14 protein-coding genes are annotated in these 15,811 nt (G+C 36.8%); 4 read left to right on the top strand and 10 right to left on the bottom strand.

The window, feature by feature from the left end:
* Positions 1-75: 75 nt before the first annotated feature.
* Positions 76-717: a response regulator transcription factor gene (locus tag IPH52_03615; GenBank protein ID MBK7054130.1), complete on the top strand. Its 642-nt coding sequence runs from the start codon at positions 76-78 to the stop codon at positions 715-717.
* A 266-nt stretch (positions 718-983) separates the two neighbouring features.
* Complete coding sequence (locus IPH52_03610; protein MBK7054129.1) at positions 984-1,742, top strand: outer membrane lipoprotein-sorting protein; 759 nt, start codon at positions 984-986, stop codon at positions 1,740-1,742.
* Between the two features lie 184 nt (positions 1,743-1,926).
* On the opposite strand, the gene IPH52_03605 is transcribed toward IPH52_03610, so the two are convergent.
* The 10 genes from IPH52_03605 to IPH52_03560 form a co-directional block, all read right to left on the bottom strand.
* Positions 1,927-2,688 (bottom strand): hypothetical protein, encoded by a 762-nt coding sequence (locus IPH52_03605; protein MBK7054128.1) that lies wholly within the window; start codon positions 2,686-2,688, stop codon positions 1,927-1,929.
* A 12-nt stretch (positions 2,689-2,700) separates the two neighbouring features.
* Entirely contained in the window at positions 2,701-4,218 is a 1,518-nt protein-coding gene (rodA, locus tag IPH52_03600; protein MBK7054127.1) for a rod shape-determining protein RodA, read from the bottom strand.
* A complete protein-coding gene (mrdA, locus tag IPH52_03595) occupies positions 4,215-6,167 on the bottom strand; it encodes a penicillin-binding protein 2 (GenBank protein MBK7054126.1) in 1,953 nt (650 codons plus the stop codon). Before mrdA ends, rodA begins: the two co-directional genes overlap by 4 nt.
* Complete coding sequence (gene mreD, locus IPH52_03590) at positions 6,167-6,688, bottom strand: rod shape-determining protein MreD (protein MBK7054125.1); 522 nt, start codon at positions 6,686-6,688, stop codon at positions 6,167-6,169. The genes mrdA and mreD overlap by 1 nt, the downstream gene beginning before the upstream one ends.
* On the bottom strand, positions 6,685-7,893 hold the full coding sequence (locus IPH52_03585; GenBank protein MBK7054124.1) for a rod shape-determining protein MreC: 1,209 nt from the start codon (positions 7,891-7,893) through the stop codon (positions 6,685-6,687). Before IPH52_03585 ends, mreD begins: the two co-directional genes overlap by 4 nt.
* A gap of 12 nt (positions 7,894-7,905) precedes the next feature.
* Positions 7,906-8,928 carry a rod shape-determining protein gene (locus tag IPH52_03580; protein MBK7054123.1) on the bottom strand — a complete coding sequence of 341 codons (1,023 nt, stop codon included), beginning with the start codon at positions 8,926-8,928 and terminating at the stop codon, positions 7,906-7,908.
* 94 nt (positions 8,929-9,022) lie between these two features.
* Positions 9,023-10,645 (bottom strand): phospholipid carrier-dependent glycosyltransferase, encoded by a 1,623-nt coding sequence (locus IPH52_03575; GenBank protein MBK7054122.1) that lies wholly within the window; start codon positions 10,643-10,645, stop codon positions 9,023-9,025.
* Between the two features lie 54 nt (positions 10,646-10,699).
* Positions 10,700-11,035 carry an STAS domain-containing protein gene (locus IPH52_03570; GenBank protein MBK7054121.1) on the bottom strand — a complete coding sequence of 112 codons (336 nt, stop codon included), beginning with the start codon at positions 11,033-11,035 and terminating at the stop codon, positions 10,700-10,702.
* A gap of 157 nt (positions 11,036-11,192) precedes the next feature.
* A complete protein-coding gene (locus IPH52_03565) occupies positions 11,193-11,807 on the bottom strand; it encodes a tyrosine-type recombinase/integrase (GenBank protein ID MBK7054120.1) in 615 nt (204 codons plus the stop codon).
* Between the two features lie 267 nt (positions 11,808-12,074).
* On the bottom strand, positions 12,075-12,542 hold the full coding sequence (locus IPH52_03560; protein MBK7054119.1) for a VOC family protein: 468 nt from the start codon (positions 12,540-12,542) through the stop codon (positions 12,075-12,077).
* A 449-nt stretch (positions 12,543-12,991) separates the two neighbouring features.
* On the opposite strand from IPH52_03560, the gene IPH52_03555 reads away from it, so the two are divergent.
* Positions 12,992-14,380: a TldD/PmbA family protein gene (locus IPH52_03555; GenBank protein ID MBK7054118.1), complete on the top strand. Its 1,389-nt coding sequence runs from the start codon at positions 12,992-12,994 to the stop codon at positions 14,378-14,380.
* On the top strand, positions 14,380-15,714 hold the full coding sequence (locus IPH52_03550; GenBank protein MBK7054117.1) for a TldD/PmbA family protein: 1,335 nt from the start codon (positions 14,380-14,382) through the stop codon (positions 15,712-15,714). The genes IPH52_03555 and IPH52_03550 overlap by 1 nt, the downstream gene beginning before the upstream one ends.
* Positions 15,715-15,811: the final 97 nt, after the last annotated feature.

The following is a 15,811-nucleotide window of genomic DNA, read 5'->3' as shown; positions in this document are numbered from 1 at the left end:
AAACGGTCTTCCATCTACCCAATTTTGAGTATATTTTCACTTGAAATTAGGATAACTAACAATTTTCCTGTATGAATGAAAGAGGCGAATTTGGTTTTTGGAATTGTAGAAGATGACTATAGATTTTTAGGAACGGTAGTGAATCTTTTAAAAGTAAGAAAAGATGTAAAAGAAATTTTAGAATTTACCTCTGCCGAAGAAGCGCTTCAATCAAATTTTCTTAGCACAATTAATTTTCTAATAATTGATATTAGACTCACAGGAATGGATGGGATTACTTTCTTAGGACAACCTTCCATTCGAAATCTAAAAATTCCAAAATTACTTTTGTCTGGATTCAATGCTGAGGAACGAATTTTTGAGGCTTTAAAATATGGGGCTACGGGTTATATGTTTAAAGGAGAAATCTTTACTATTGATACAGCAATAGACACTCTACTTTCTGGGGAAGCTTCCATTACGCCAAGCATTGCTCTTCGAATTGTAAATTTTTTTAATGACATAGAGAATACTCCTGAGGAATCCGAGCCTCTTACCAAAAGGGAAAATGAAGTTCTAAAAGAACTATGTGAAGGTTATTCCATAAAGACAATTTCAAAAACTCTAAATATTTCAGTTACTACACTCAGAGTTCATGTTCGAAGTATTTATAGAAAATTAGAAGTGAACAATCAACGCCAATTAATGAAGAAAGCAAAAGATAAAAATCTTTTCTAAACTGATCATCCCTTTTTGTTTTATAGTTTAAGAATTACATTGGCAAGCGACTAGTAGCCATTTACTACCTTTCGATCAGCCTTCGGTCAGGGTTCGATCAGAGTTCGATGCAAATTGCCCTTACTGTCGAATGATAAACGAGTGCTGCTCCAGTTGTAGTAAAGGTCAATTCATTGTTCCCATATCAACAATTAGAAGACTTTAAATAAATTTGCAATTCCATAAATAATGTTAATTACCTTTTTCTATTTCCGATATTAAGTAAGATGAAACTTTTCTCTACACTTCTACTCATAATAAATCTGTCTCTCTTCGCTGATGAAAAGCTTGGTGGACAAGAAATCATTGAGCGACTCGATAGGACTCTTGCAATAAACGATGGACTTACCCGCGCTAGACTTTCTATCAAGAAAGGAAATCATGAAACTCATTTCTGGAAAGTAAACATATTCAAGCAAGGCGAAGATGTATTATATACATTTGAGATTACTCACCGTAAGCCGGTAGCAAAATTACTTTCCATCAAGCGCGGTCAAAACCTAACTTACTACAATGTATTATCCGGAAATTTTTTTGGAATTGAGCAAATGGAAAAGATGGAAAGAGTATTGCATTCCTCGTTTACCTATTTAGATTTGAGCAATCTTTCTTATGAAGCAAATTACAGTGCAGCAGAGGTAAACAAAACAAAGACCGAAACCTCGGAAACAAGTATTCTAAAAATGACTCCTCTATCGACTCCTTCTTACAAATACCTAGAACTTCAAGTAGATAATACAGATTATGCTCCAAGGAAAATAGATTTTACTTCCCATGAAGGATTTTTAATTAAGACAATGAAATTTAGATATGGAAAAATCAAAGTAAGAGAAAGCAATTCCAATTCCGAAATTTCAAGTTTGAATAGATTAGAAATGACAGACAATGCAACCGGTTTAGTTTCTATTTTAGAATTTACAGAAATAGATAAAGATACTAAGCCCAACAAGATTCTTTACGAAATGAAGACAATGTATGAAAAATAACGAATATAAAGTATAGAGCCTTGCATTACAGTCACCTCGAACATACGAAGGTGAAGGCCGCGACTAAGCGCAGGGTGGAAAATCGTGAGAGGTCTATCTAGCTTAGAACTATCGTTATATTGCCAAATAGATTTCTCACGGCGCAAAATCGGATGCTGCTAGTTCGAAATGACAGAGGAAGTAATCAAACATCTAAGTAATATACCCGTTTGCCTCTTAGGCGGATATAGTGTTTGATTTCTTGAATTGGCTCTTCGAGGGGAATCATCTTTGCATTTAAATAATCATAACTAATATCCGATACTGTTTCGATATGATCGAATCGGAAGCATTTATAATCAGTTCTGACTTTAAGAATTAAAACATTACAATAATCTATTTGAAAATCTTCATCGCCAGTCTTGAGACCGGTATAGGCAGGAAATAACGGATAACGTTTATTTTTTATTCTAACGTAAGACTTTCTTGCATCTACGTCCTGTAGAATCTTTTTCTCATAACTACGCACTATAAAGCTTAAAGTTTTATATGTTAATAGATAGAATTTATCCTCAGTCTCCGGTTCTAAATGATGCGTTGTGCGAAATAGTCTTTCTGATATTTTCTCAATCCGATTCCTGAGTCCTTCATTTAAGAATTCTACTCCATCATCTTCTTTGATCTTTGATAGAATTTTAAAGATTCTATCAAATTCAATTTTACGGTAAGTTCTCTTTTCTGCATTTCTTTTGAGCAGCTTATCAAGAGTAACCAGTCTTACTCTGAAATATTCAGAATTACTTTTATCAACAAGCGTCCATAGTTGATCTAATATTTTCTGTATCCTAGCTAAGTCTTGCTTCTCGGAATAGACTTTCTTTTCATACCTTTCGATTTCTCTGACAAGATTACTCTTTACGTCAAAAAATTCTCTTACTTCTTCATGAATAGTAGATCTATTTAGCATTATCGCACAACTTTAATTTGCATGTTTTCTAAGTTTTATAGAAAGAATGATACCAACGGCAACCATCGACATAAGTAGATGTGAGCCTCCATAACTCATGAACGAAAGAGGCAAACCAGTAATAGGCATAAGTCCAATTACAATTCCAATATTAATAGCCATATGAAAAAAAATCAACGCGACAATGCCTGCGGCTAACAGCGAACCAAACCTATCCTTACTTTCGAAACTAATCTGAAGTCCACGCAAAGGAATTGATAATAAGAAAAATAAAAGAAATACAGATCCAATAAACCCAGTCTGCTCTGCCCAGGAGGCAAATATAAAGTCAGTGCTACTTTCAGGAACATGAGGAACTCTTCCCTCTGTCATCTCACCATGACCAAACCCTTTACCAACAAAACGTCCAGAGCCAATCGCCGGTTTAGAAGCACGTAGCTGATAACCTGCACCCTGTTTAAACTGATCAGGATTGATAAATGCAGTTAAACGAATCACTTGGTTTTCTCGGAAAGGAATTTTCTTTGTTACCGCAAATGCAAATAAGAAGCTAATACCGAGAACCCCCAATGGGATATAATACTTTCTGAGATTATCAGAACCACGAGTAATGCGTAAGCCAATCAAAATGGCACTGATTAGAATAAGACTTCCACCAAATGTAATCATAAAGCTTTCATTGGAAAAAAGCTTAAACAAGAAACTGGTATTCTCATCAATTACTTGGTCTGCAGCGTCTTGTAATATTTTAAAATTCTTGGGGTTAATCAGAATTGCCCCTTCCTTAGCAAGAACCGTTTCTCCATTTAATACAAGCCAAATCTTTCCACCGAGTTGATTTACAACAGATAGAACTTCAGTCTTCTCTGTCTTAGTTAGAAGCTCAACAAGTGGAGCCATCAGGGTAAGCCTTGTATATTCTAAATACATTGGAATGCTAAGAGAAATTCCTCCGAGTATTATCAAGGAGCTAATGTGCATTATGTCCGCCCCACCAAGAAATAGCATTGCAAGTAAAATTGGAATAAAAGAAACCGCAGTTCCAAAATCAGGCTGCACAATAATGAACACCATTGGAATAATCACAATAATAAATGGAATAATTAAAACTGTAATACTTCGAATTTCTCTTTCTTTTAAAACTAAATACTGTCCGAGCAGTATCACAGTGGATAATTTGGCGAATTCGCTCGTCTGCAAACTAAAGGGACCAAGCTTTAACCAGGATCTTGCACCTCTTCCATTAGGCAAATAGCCAATGCCTGGAATCAAAGTCAGGATTAATAAAAAAATAGAGAATAGATAAATCGGCAATGCATAAGAGCCAAGCAATTGATAATTAATTCGACTCATGAAATACATTGTCATAAGACCAATGATAAAATAAAATAATTGTTTATACCATTTACCTGGTCCATCGGAGATATTTGCTTCTTGGAAGTATAATGTGAATATACCGCAGAGAACAACAACGACAACAGAGATAATTAAGAAGTAATCGATTTTTTCCAATCTTCTTTCTAGCATTATTGCAGTATCTCCTCAACTGGCATCTCATCATCCATTCTATTTCCATCAATTCGTTCTGTTCTTTTAAAGGAACCAGGTGGAAATGCAGCTTTAAAAACTTCTTTAGCGATAGGTGCCGCACCTACCGATCCACCAACACCATATTCAACGAATACAGTGACTAACACTTGTTGCTCCACTGGAGCGTTATATGGTCCATAACCGATAAACCATGCGTGATTTGATTTTGACAAACCACGTCTTCTTGTTTGCGCGGTTCCAGTTTTGCCCGCAAGCTCAGGCAGCTCTGGTAAGTTTAATATTCTTGAAGCAGTCCCAGTTTTTACAACAGCACGCAAGCCTTGCTTCAATGCTTCTAGAGTAGAGCTCTTCAACGGAATATCTCGCAACATCTTGCCAGTATTCTTTACAACTATTGAATTATCAATTGGGTTTCGAATTTCAGAAACAAGAAATGGCTGATGAATCTTTCCATTGTTCAAAAGCGCCATATAAAATAATGTCATCCCCATCGGAGTCGAAGAAATAAATCCCTGTCCTATCGACAAATTAACAGTATCCCCAGCAAACCATTTAGTTCCATAAGATCTTTTCTTCCATTCATTGCTAGGAACAAATCCTTCAATTTCGCTAGGTAAATCAATATTGCTTTTTTTATCTAAACCAAATAGCTTCGCATAATATAAAATTGCCTCTGAACCAAGCTTATGTCCTAAATTGTAGAAATACACAGAGCAAGATTTTTCAATTGCATGTATAAGATCATTTGTTCCATGACCTTTCTTATCCCAACATTTAAATTCTTGATCTGGAACACTCGCAAAAGAAGATTCTAGAATAAAGCTCCCATTACAATGAAATGTCTGTGAGGGGCTAAAGTCTATTTTGTGCTCGCTCTCTAAAGCTGCAAGTCCTACAAGAGTCTTAAATGTAGAGGCAGGAGGAAATTTAGATTGAAGTGCTATATTTAAAAAACAGCCATTATTTTTTACGCGGTTGAAGTGTTGCAGTTTTAATTGCTTGTTCTTTCCCGAAAGAAGATTTGGATCAAAACTTGGATTAGAGGTTAATGCCAATATTTCTCCAGTAGCAGGCTTAATTGCAATTACAGTTCCACGATAATTCTTGAGCGCATTGTAGGCAGCAAATTGTATTTTCTTATCAATCGTAAGAACTAAATGGTTTCCCATCTTTGCATGTTCAATGATTCTCTCTTCTTCAATATTCCCATCTGAATTTCGTTTTTGATATCTAAATCCATCAGTCCCACGCAGGTAAGAATCATATTGAATTTCCAAACCACCTTTACCAACTAATTGATAAGATTTAATTTCACGATTGGTTAAATCTTTTAAATTAGGAAGACCAACATAGCCGGACACATGAGCCAATGCAGGACCCATAATATAATTTCTTTTGGGCGAAGGAACTAAAACAACAAAGCGAGATATATTATCAAAAACAGAAATTCTTTCGTGTTGCTCAGAGGAAATACCTTGTAATAAAACAATTGGAATTTTCGATTTTACTTTCTTAGTAAACTTTGGCTCTTTAATTTCATCTGCATAATAAGCCTCAGGAATGGAAAGAGTCTTATAGAATACGAGCATAAACTCTTTTATCCGCTGTGGATTATTTTTTAGTAAACCTGAATTGACTATAACATCTAAGGAAGCAGAATTGGAAATCAGCATATGCTGTGTAGACATTTCTGGATTGATAAAATTTCTATCATACACTTGACCGCGTGCTGCTGGCAAGGATTCACTTCGTCTTACAAACCTTTCTGCCTTTAAAGAGTTTTCACTTCCATTGATGATTTGTAAATTGAATAGTTGTAATATGAATGCAATGAGGGTAAATAAAATTAGCCCCGTAAAAAAATACAGACGATATCTAAATCCCTGCTCAAGTTTAAACTCAATCGACGAGGTTGAATTTCTTGACACTATCTAATTCCCTCTGAAGACGTAGGATCTAAATTATATACCCATGACAATGTAAAAAACGTTAGTGGTGCAATGGCTGCGTTATAAATGGAGGTTGCTACGAATGAATAGTTGAGATTTGGATGAAAGAAAAAACTAAAAAGCATATATGTTAATCCACGAGCTGCAAGAGTTAAGAAAAATGCAAATATAGAAATGGATACAAAGTTTTCATTGTAAGATATTCTTCCGAATTTTCCTAACAAATATCCAATAATGGAAAAGCTTAAAGAATGAATCCCTATTTTATAAAATACCTTACCACCAATTCCTTCTTCTCCACCCAGTGCTGCATCCGTCAAAAGTCCTCCGATAAATCCAATCCATAATCCACTCATTCCTCCCTTACGAAGAGCAAAAAAGATTACGAGAAGAATCATAAAATCAGGTTTAATTGCAGTGCCAATATCAAAAAGATTTGTCCCGTTCAATACATGCGCAAGCAATATTCCTATTCCTATTACGATTCGTTCTAAGATCATTGATTTGTATCCTCTAACTTACGAAGCATTTCATCACTATCATCGGTATCTGTAGATAGTTTCTTTTTTTCTTTTGGAATTACAGGAGTCGTTGGATTAACCGGCTTAATTTCTATTTTCTTTGGAACTGGTATAGGCTGAGGTGCTGGAGCGGGTAATGGCTTTTTGTCTTTGCTCCCTGCTTCTTTGCTTTCTAAAATTTCACCCGGGAAATTTAACTCACCGAAGTAAGGATTTTCAATAGAAATACTTTTTTCTTCAGGCCAATCTTCTACCCATTTATCAGGAGTCTTCTTGATTACAGACACAAATTGCAACTCTTCAAATCGGATATATGGCTTTATATAAGCAGTTTTGAATGAACCGGAGCGTGGTCCTTCTTCTGCAATAATTCCAACAGGAATAGCAGCCGGAAATACTCCACCACTGGAAGAGGAAAATACTGGTTTGCCTAAGTTACCAAATGAATCAATAAAACTTGCTTCACTAGTAGGTAGGCTAGGTCCAATTTGTTTTCCTGTAATGAGCTTTGGATCAATTATAAATCCATTGTCAATGTAATTAAGAACGGCTTCCATTCCTCTCCCTGAATTGCCTGAAAGAGTTGCCCAGAAATTTGTCTTCGGAATTTGAACACCCATTGTAAAATTAGAATTAATAATCGGTTGCACCACGCTCGTGCCATTGTTTACAGCAATTACTTTACCGACTAAGGCTTGGATCACTTGACCATTTGACTCATCAATAGCACGTCCTATCACAGGCATATAAGGACGAATTCCAGCATCTTTTCCTTTATTGATAATAATAATGCGGTAAATAGAGTTTAGCCGTATGGAGAGGACTTCGGCTTTAATATAAGGATACTCGATCTTAGGCGCAAAGCCAAGCTCCTTTCTGAGTAAATCATTTTCGGCACGTAAGGCATTAATGTCTTGCGGCAACACCTTGTATTCCTCAATTAACTTTGCATAAGAATCTCGCTCTTTACGAACTGATTCATACGATTCTAATTTGTTATAAGCACTTTTGAAGAAACTTCCAAAGGAGTCAATGGAAGAGGATACTGCATTGCTGACTGTCTGAGTGCTAGCAACCCCTTTTACAACAAGGTTGCCATTCCAGATCAAGGAAGAAATAGAGAAAAGGATGCAAAATAGGACAGAAATGAATTCTCGAAGTTGACTAAGTCTATCCCATAGCATATTGGAGCAATCTTACTTAACTCCACGCTTGATGTATTTTAATTCGTCTAGATATTTACCTGTTCCTAATACGACGCAGGTCAATGGATTCTCTGCACGGAACACAGGAACACCAGTTTCTCTAGAAATAAAATACTCCAAACCACGAAGCAGGCATCCGCCGCCTGTTAAAATAATTCCACGCTCTACTATATCAGCAGAAAGTTCAGGTGGTGTTTTTTCAAGAACACGCTTTACACCATCTAAAATTTGATCGGTTGGTTCTTTGAGAGCCTTTCTGATTTCGTTACTGTCAAGTTCGAGAGTTCTAGGTAAACCGGAAATTGCATCTCTACCTTTTACTTCCATTGTATCAGTTCGCTTATCCATGTAAGCGTTTCCGATGGTAAGCTTAATGTCTTCAGCGGTTCTATCCCCGATTACTAAGTTGTATTGGTTACGTAGATGTTTGATGATGGCTTCATCGAATTCGTCTCCACCTGTTCGGATGGATTCTGCGATTACCATACCACCAAGAGAAATTACAGCGATTTCGGTAGTTCCCCCACCTATATCTACAATCATATTTCCAGCAGGCTCGTGTATAGGGACATTAGCGCCAATAGCGGCCGCAAGAGCTTCTTCAATTAAGAATATCTCGCGTGCTCCAGCCTGCTCAGCAGACTCACGAACAGCACGTCTTTCTACCTCAGTAATCCCAGAAGGGACACCAATTACGATTCTAGGTTTAACGAAGGTCGTGCGATTATGAACTTTAGCAATAAAATAACGAATCATTTTTTCGACTGTCTCGAAATCGGCGATTACACCGTCTTTCATTGGTCGAATTGCGACGATATCACCTGGAGTCCTACCAAGCATACGCTTCGCCTCTTGGCCTACAGCTAAAACCTTACCTGTGGACGCCTGAACTGCAACAACGCTGGGCTCTGATAGAACAATGCCCTGACCTTTGACATGTACAAGCGTATTCGCAGTACCTAGGTCGATACCCATGTCATTTGAAAAGAGAGCATATAAATTATCGAAAATCATTCCTTACTCCAAGTGTACTCTTAAAATAACAAATCTCTGAAATAGTTGTTTTTGACTACAAATTTTAATAAATAGGCAAAAAAAGGTAAGCTTTTTACTTTTGAACAAAAATCACTGCCTCAAGCTTTAAATCGCTTCCCTTAGGAGTTTCTACGTGGAGAAGTTTACGCTCAAATTTATCAGCATTTTTCATTAAATATGCATGAATATAGTCATTCATGAGGCTCTCATTGTAAAAGATAAAAACTTCTTGCCTATGAATTGTTTCTTTATAAAAATTTGCATCAATTTTATAATTCTCTTTTGCAATTCCTAATCTATTTAGAAGACTCTTTTTTTCTGACCCATCCGGATTCTTATCCTGGATAGCAGATAACTCACCGGGAATAAACTCATGCAATGTCTTTTCTGGAAATTTCTTCTTTAAATAAAAATAGGGATCAGGAATTGCTTGGAGGTAAATATTGTTTTTGCGCTCAATTTCTTTCTCTATTAAAAGAAAAAATTCTTTTGTTTTCTCTGGAGATTTATAAACAAAGTAAACACTGAATGGAACCCATAGTATAACAAAAATATTATAAACAATGCTAATAAAAAGAAAAATACGAATGGGCTTTTCTTTATTATCAACCATTGCGGATAACAACAAAGTAAACGGAACTACAATATGAAAAACATACCAGGACTCGCTAGAGACAAATAAAAACCCTAATAAAGTAAAAAGCCATACAAAGAAAAAAATTTCCGGCGAATTCTTTATCCAGAGCAAAAGAGAATTATTAGCATTATCCCCTTTCTTTTTCTGTGAGATGAATCCATAGAGCAACAAAGCAATCGTTGTAGCAAATAATCCCAGTTTAACCATTGGAAATTTATAGACAGAAAAAATAATTTTCACTTTATCAAGCCAGGTAAACTTTCCCAATAGTTCATTCTTTCGTGACAACTGGGCACCAAACTGAACAATGAATAATTCCCAGTTAGGAACAACGTAAACTCCCCAAGCGGCTATTGGCAATAAGCCTGCGATTGCATACAGAGCTAAATTCTGAATCGTTAAAGCATTTCTCTGGTATAATAAAAACAATACTGGAATAGAATGCACAATCCCAAATGGATGAGACAAGAAAGAAAAAGAAAGACAGATACCGGAAAGAAAGATGTCAAATCTCGTTGGTTTCGTAGAGGCGTCTCCCTTCGTAAGGACTTGATTAATCAAGTCCTTACGAAGGGAGACGCCTGCACTACGCAGTATAAAGTAAAAAGCCAATAGTGCAAAGAATAAGCAAAGACTTTCCATGCGAGCCGTATGGGAAAATTTCAAAAAAAGAAAATCAGAGGCTAACAACAATAATACCAAACTAGTTCGCTTAAAAGAGAACTGATATTGCAAACAGATTCTATAAACAAGAAGTATGGAACCAAGACTAATGAAAGAACTAAAGAGTCTTGCAGTAAGTAATTCTGTTGGAAAAAAATGAAACACACCTGATAATAAAATAATGTATGCGGGAGGCATCCAAAGAGTATGCGTATCCATTCCCGGAATTAATCCATTCAATACATTAGTGCGCATAATCCCATTTATCCCAAGTTCAAAGGCAGGACTAAAGAATAAAACTTCATCCGGCCAAATCACTGGAATGTTTGTATGAAATAGAATAGAAAAAAAAGAAAAAAGAAAAAGGGAGAAAAAAACTACGTGCTTATATTTCATTGAATCCAAATATACTGATTCTTTTTTCGAAACTAGATAAGCACTGTTCTGAAATTATGGAAGAGAGGCGATTGCTTCCTCTTCTGTTGTATATACATCAAAAAGGTCTAGAAGCTCTACTACATCGAATACTTTTTTAACAGGGGGAGTAATATTGCAGAGTTTTAACTTTCTACCTTGTCGATTTAGTTCCCTTACCATTCCAACAAAAATACGAATTCCCGAAGAGGAAATATAGGAAATGGATCCCAAATGAATTATAATATCGCCACCTCCAGAGAGTACGTCTTTCGCAAGGTGTGACTCTACTTCATCTGACTGAGTGATGTCTAGCCTACCTGCGAGTTTAACTAATACGTGCTTACCTATTGTTTGAGTTTTGATATCCAAAGGAATCTCCTGAGCAATTAATTTCAAAAATAGAACTCAATACCAAAGCAACTGAGCTTCTACTAGAAAATCATTCTTAGTCAAATAGTGTTTTTCCAATAAATTAATTGTCAAGATGTTTTTTAACAATTGTTCAAGTCTTGTAAACTAAAATAACTTATTGAAAAATATCATCTATCGTTTGAGCAGTGGATCTGTAATGACCTCTCGGCTGACCCAGCAGATTACGCGTCGCGCGATAACTTGAATGTCCTAAGAATGAACCAATCTCACTGTAATCCCATCCATTTTGACATAAATGAACTGCAATGCTTTTTCTAAGCTTTGCAATGGTAATTTGTTTATTTATTCGCTGCTCGATTTTCTCCAAAGCCTTTTGAATGGTTCGGGTATGAAGCTTTCCATTTCTTCCATGAAATACATAAGCATCAGGAGACTTATGATTACAATGCAGCCTTAATTCTTGGACCAATGATTGGGGAATGTCGGAATTCCGGGGAGTAGAGCGCTTACCTGAATTTATTCTGAGGCTAGCATTCTCGAAATCAACATCTCTCACTTTCAAATTTACAAGCTCTTGCAAATTCATTCCAAACGAATATAGAAGCTTGAACCAGATAAGATGATTGTAGTTCTCTTTCATTGCGGAAATAATTTCAAGAATTTCTGATTTACTGAAATAGGAGCCATCTAAATTTTTATCTGTCTCTTTTATCTTTACGTTAGATTGATACATACGAATTAGCCCTTCCAAAAAAGTTTTATCATCCATACATTGCATTATCTTATAACCATAGGACAACTTAGAGTATGATGATTAAACTTTTTTCTTAAATGGTAGAACTTTTACAAATCAGAAATAAAAGTTAGAGATATTTTTTTGCAAAACTTACGCAGTTAAGCAGATATAAGACATAATAGAAGGGAGAATACTGATTATTTACTAAAAGGATTGCTTTTGCTTACCAAAGTGCAAGCAAAAGCGAGTTTTTGACTTTTTTAGTTTACTTACGAACGAAAATTCTTTTGATAAGAAAAATTATGCAATGCTACTAAATGCTTTAATTACATCTTCAGGTGCTTGCACAAGTTCAACAAGCACACCCTCCGAGCAGAGAGGAAACTCTTCATTACCCTTTGGATGAATAAAACAAACATCAAATCCACCGGCACCTTTGCGAATTCCACCTGGAGTAAAACGAACTCCTTGCTCTGTTAGCCATTTAACGCAAGCTTGTAAATCATCAATCCACAATCCGATATGGTTTAATTTTGGATCGTGAACTTTGGGACTTTTGTTTGCGTCAATCGGCATCATTAAATCGACTTCTACTGCAAAAGCCCCATTTCCGATCCGATAAATATCTTCGTCTACGTTTTCTTTTTCACTTTTGTAAGCATGGACTTTTGTTAGTCCCATGATGTCGCCCCAGAACTTGCTGAGTTTATCCTTGCTCTCATTTCCGATTGCAACTTGTTGAATTCCTAAAACTTTAAATGGTCTCATATAATTACTCCTAAAATTAATTTTTTTTCAAATAGCTAAGATTGCAAGAGAATTTAATTGGCAGGTAAAGAGCAATCTATGAGTTTTTTTATACAGCGCTTATCCCTTCCTTGCAGTTCAAGTTGCGGTTCATGTTGCAGTCCATCCTTAGTCTTGGAATTTTGAGAGTATAGATGAACTGCAAGAAGAACTGCAAGTTTTCTATATGACCTGTAATTCTTCGGTGGTTTTATACAGGTTACCAAAACTAACCTGTTCAATTATCGCAAGATTTTCTACAACCGCTATGTCTAGGACACATGCACTATTTATTTCGTTCAGTTTAGTTTCGATTAGCCGCTCACGAAGAATATCTTACCTTTACTGACAGGATTTCTAAAAAAATTTTCACTCGACAGAAAGACTAGTCTGTTTAGTTTCAAAATGGTCTAACACTTATGGAGTAATCAATGGACGAGAGAAAGGCAGAGAAAATCATTCAAGCTGGGCTTGATAAAAAAGCAGACTTCGTAGAAATATTTGTAGAAGAAACGCGTGGTGCGTCTGTAGCGTATAACAACCGTAAGGTGGAGACTGCAAGTGCAGGAACTGATTATGGTATCGGAATTCGAATGATCTACGGAACAGAAGTGTTCTATGCAAATACAAGTAACGATGACGAAGAGCATTTGCTTCAACTCATCGAAGCATTATCCAAAACAAAATCAGAAACTAGAGACTCAAGTCAAGCGGGCAAACTAATTCATCTACAAGAGAAATTCTTTCCAAGCATACACACTGTTACCCTCGACCCGAGAAAAGTTGGACAAGAAAAGAAATTATCTATCTTAAAACTAGCAGACGAAACAGCTCGCGCTATCTCTCCTAAGATTGCACAAGTGAGTGCACGCGCTTTTGATGCTGTATCAAATATTATTATTTTTAATAGCGAGGGGCTAATGGTAAAAGACTTCCGTGTTCTCTCTCGCTTCTCAATGTCCGTAACAGCACAAGATGGAGGAGAAATGTTTTCTGCTGGAGAATCACCTGGCGCACAAAGAGGATTTGAATTCTTTGAGTCTCTAGATGTTGCAAGTTACGCAAAGACAGCAACAGAGAGAGCCTTACTTATGTTATCCGCTGGATATGCAACCGGTCGTAAAATGCCAGTCGTTATGGGAAATGGATTTGGTGGAGTAATCTTTCACGAGGCATGTGGCCATCCGCTTGAAACGGAAGCTATTCGTAAAAAAGCGTCTCCTTTCTGTGATAAATTGGGTCAGCAAATTGCTCACTCTTCTGTGACAGCGATAGACGAAGGAGCCATTCCTTATTCATGGGGTTCAATCAATGTGGATGATGAGGGTTATCCGGTAGAAAAAACAGTTCTCATTGAAAATGGAATTTTAAAAAACTATCTCTCAGACAAAGTCGGCGCAATGGAAACAGGGGTGCGAAGAACTGGATCAGCACGACGGGAATCTTACCATTATGCGCCGGTGTCACGTATGAGAAATACTTACATCGACAGAGGAAAAGACAAATTCGAGCAAATGATTCTTTCTATTAAAGACGGACTTTATGCAAAGAAAATGGGTGGTGGCTCTGTGAATCCTGCTACCGGCGAATTCAACTTTGCCGTGGAAGAAGGATATCTAATTAAAGACGGAAAGATAACCGTTCCAGTCAGAGGAGCAACGTTAATAGGAAAGGGTCATGAAATACTGCCAAAAATTTCTATGGTGGGAGATGACTTGGAGATTACAGCGGGTATGTGCGGTGCTTCATCTGGTTCTATTCCTGTAACAGTAGGTCAGCCAAGTATAAAAGTAGATGAAATTTTAGTGGGTGGTAGATAATGAAATTAGAAGAAGCAGTAGAATTTATGAGTGCAGAAGCTAAGCGGCAAACAGCAGATAGCTTCGACGTGATTGGCGTAGAATCCGATGAATCGGGCGTAGAAGTATTCGAAGGAAAAGTAAAGAGCACAGAAATCGCGAGCTCTAGAGGAATTGGAATTAGACTTTTTAGAGATGGTCGTCCCGGTATTGCCTACACAGAAAAATTTTCCATGGAAGCAATTAAGCAAGCAGTAATAGATGCAACGGCTCATTCCAAAATCACAGACAAAATGGAATTAGACTTACCCGAAGGAGTCAAGCTACTTGATCTAGATTTAGAAAGCTATAAAGAAGAAGTAGATAAAATCAGCTTTGATCAAATGATAAAACTAGGAATGGAATTGGAGCAAATCGCTCTTAGCCAAGACAAGAAGATTGTAAATGTTCCTTTCTTAGGAGTATCTAAATCTTCCGGTCGTTCTGTAATTCAAAATTCTAAAGGTGTTAATTATGCAAAGCGGGCTAACGCGGTATCCGCAGGTCTAGGTGTAGTAGCCAAAGAAGGCGATTCTAGCAAAATGGGAGTTTACTCCAACGGGGGAAGGTCTTATTCTATTTTTAATACAGACTATATGTCAAAAAAAGCAGTAGAGCGAGCACTGGAACTATTAGGCGCAGAGCCAGTTGAAAGCAAACAATATCCTGTTGTATTTTCCAATCGAGTGAGTTCTGGAATCATCGGTATGTTTCTAGCTCCTTATTACGCTGAATTAGTTCAGAAAGGACAATCCCGATTAGCCGACAAAATCAATCAAAAGATTTCAGTTGATGATTTTAACATGACGTGTAATCCTCATTTGCCGGGATTCCCTGGATCTAGACTTTTTGACAGTGAAGGTGTTGCAACAAAGATTACTCCCATTATCAAGAATGGAGTCTTACAAACATTTCTCTACAATTTAGAATCTTCTAAGAAAGCAGGAATTGCACCGACAGGAAATGGAAGTCGCTCTTATGCCGGCAAAGCAGGCACCGGGACATCCAATCTAATTGTAGACAAAGGAACTAAGAGCCTCGAAGAGCTATTAGCCGTTTATCCTGAATGCATTTATGTAACAAAGCTAGAAGGATCATCGGGATGCTCTGCTATCTCTGGAGAAATTTCTATTGGAGTGCAAGGATTTCTCTATCAAAACGGAAAGCGCATAAGACCGATTGACCGCATCACACTCAATTCAAACTACTTTGATTTACTTCCTCTCATTCGCGGACTTTCTAATGAATACAATGACTCCTTTAGCTCAATGAAAGTCCCTGATATATTAGTTGAATCGATGTATGTAGCTGGGTGATTATTTTGCCACAGAGGCACGGAGACGCAGAGAATTTAGTAAGTTTATTTCTGATATTATACTGAGACAATTCAAATTCAACAATGAACCTTACTCC

It is taken from the genome of Leptospiraceae bacterium, assembly GCA_016708435.1.
Taxonomy (GTDB): Bacteria; Spirochaetota; Leptospiria; order Leptospirales; family Leptospiraceae; genus UBA2033.
Note: the sequence above shows the minus strand (reverse complement) of the source record. Positions and strands in the feature narration are given on the sequence as shown.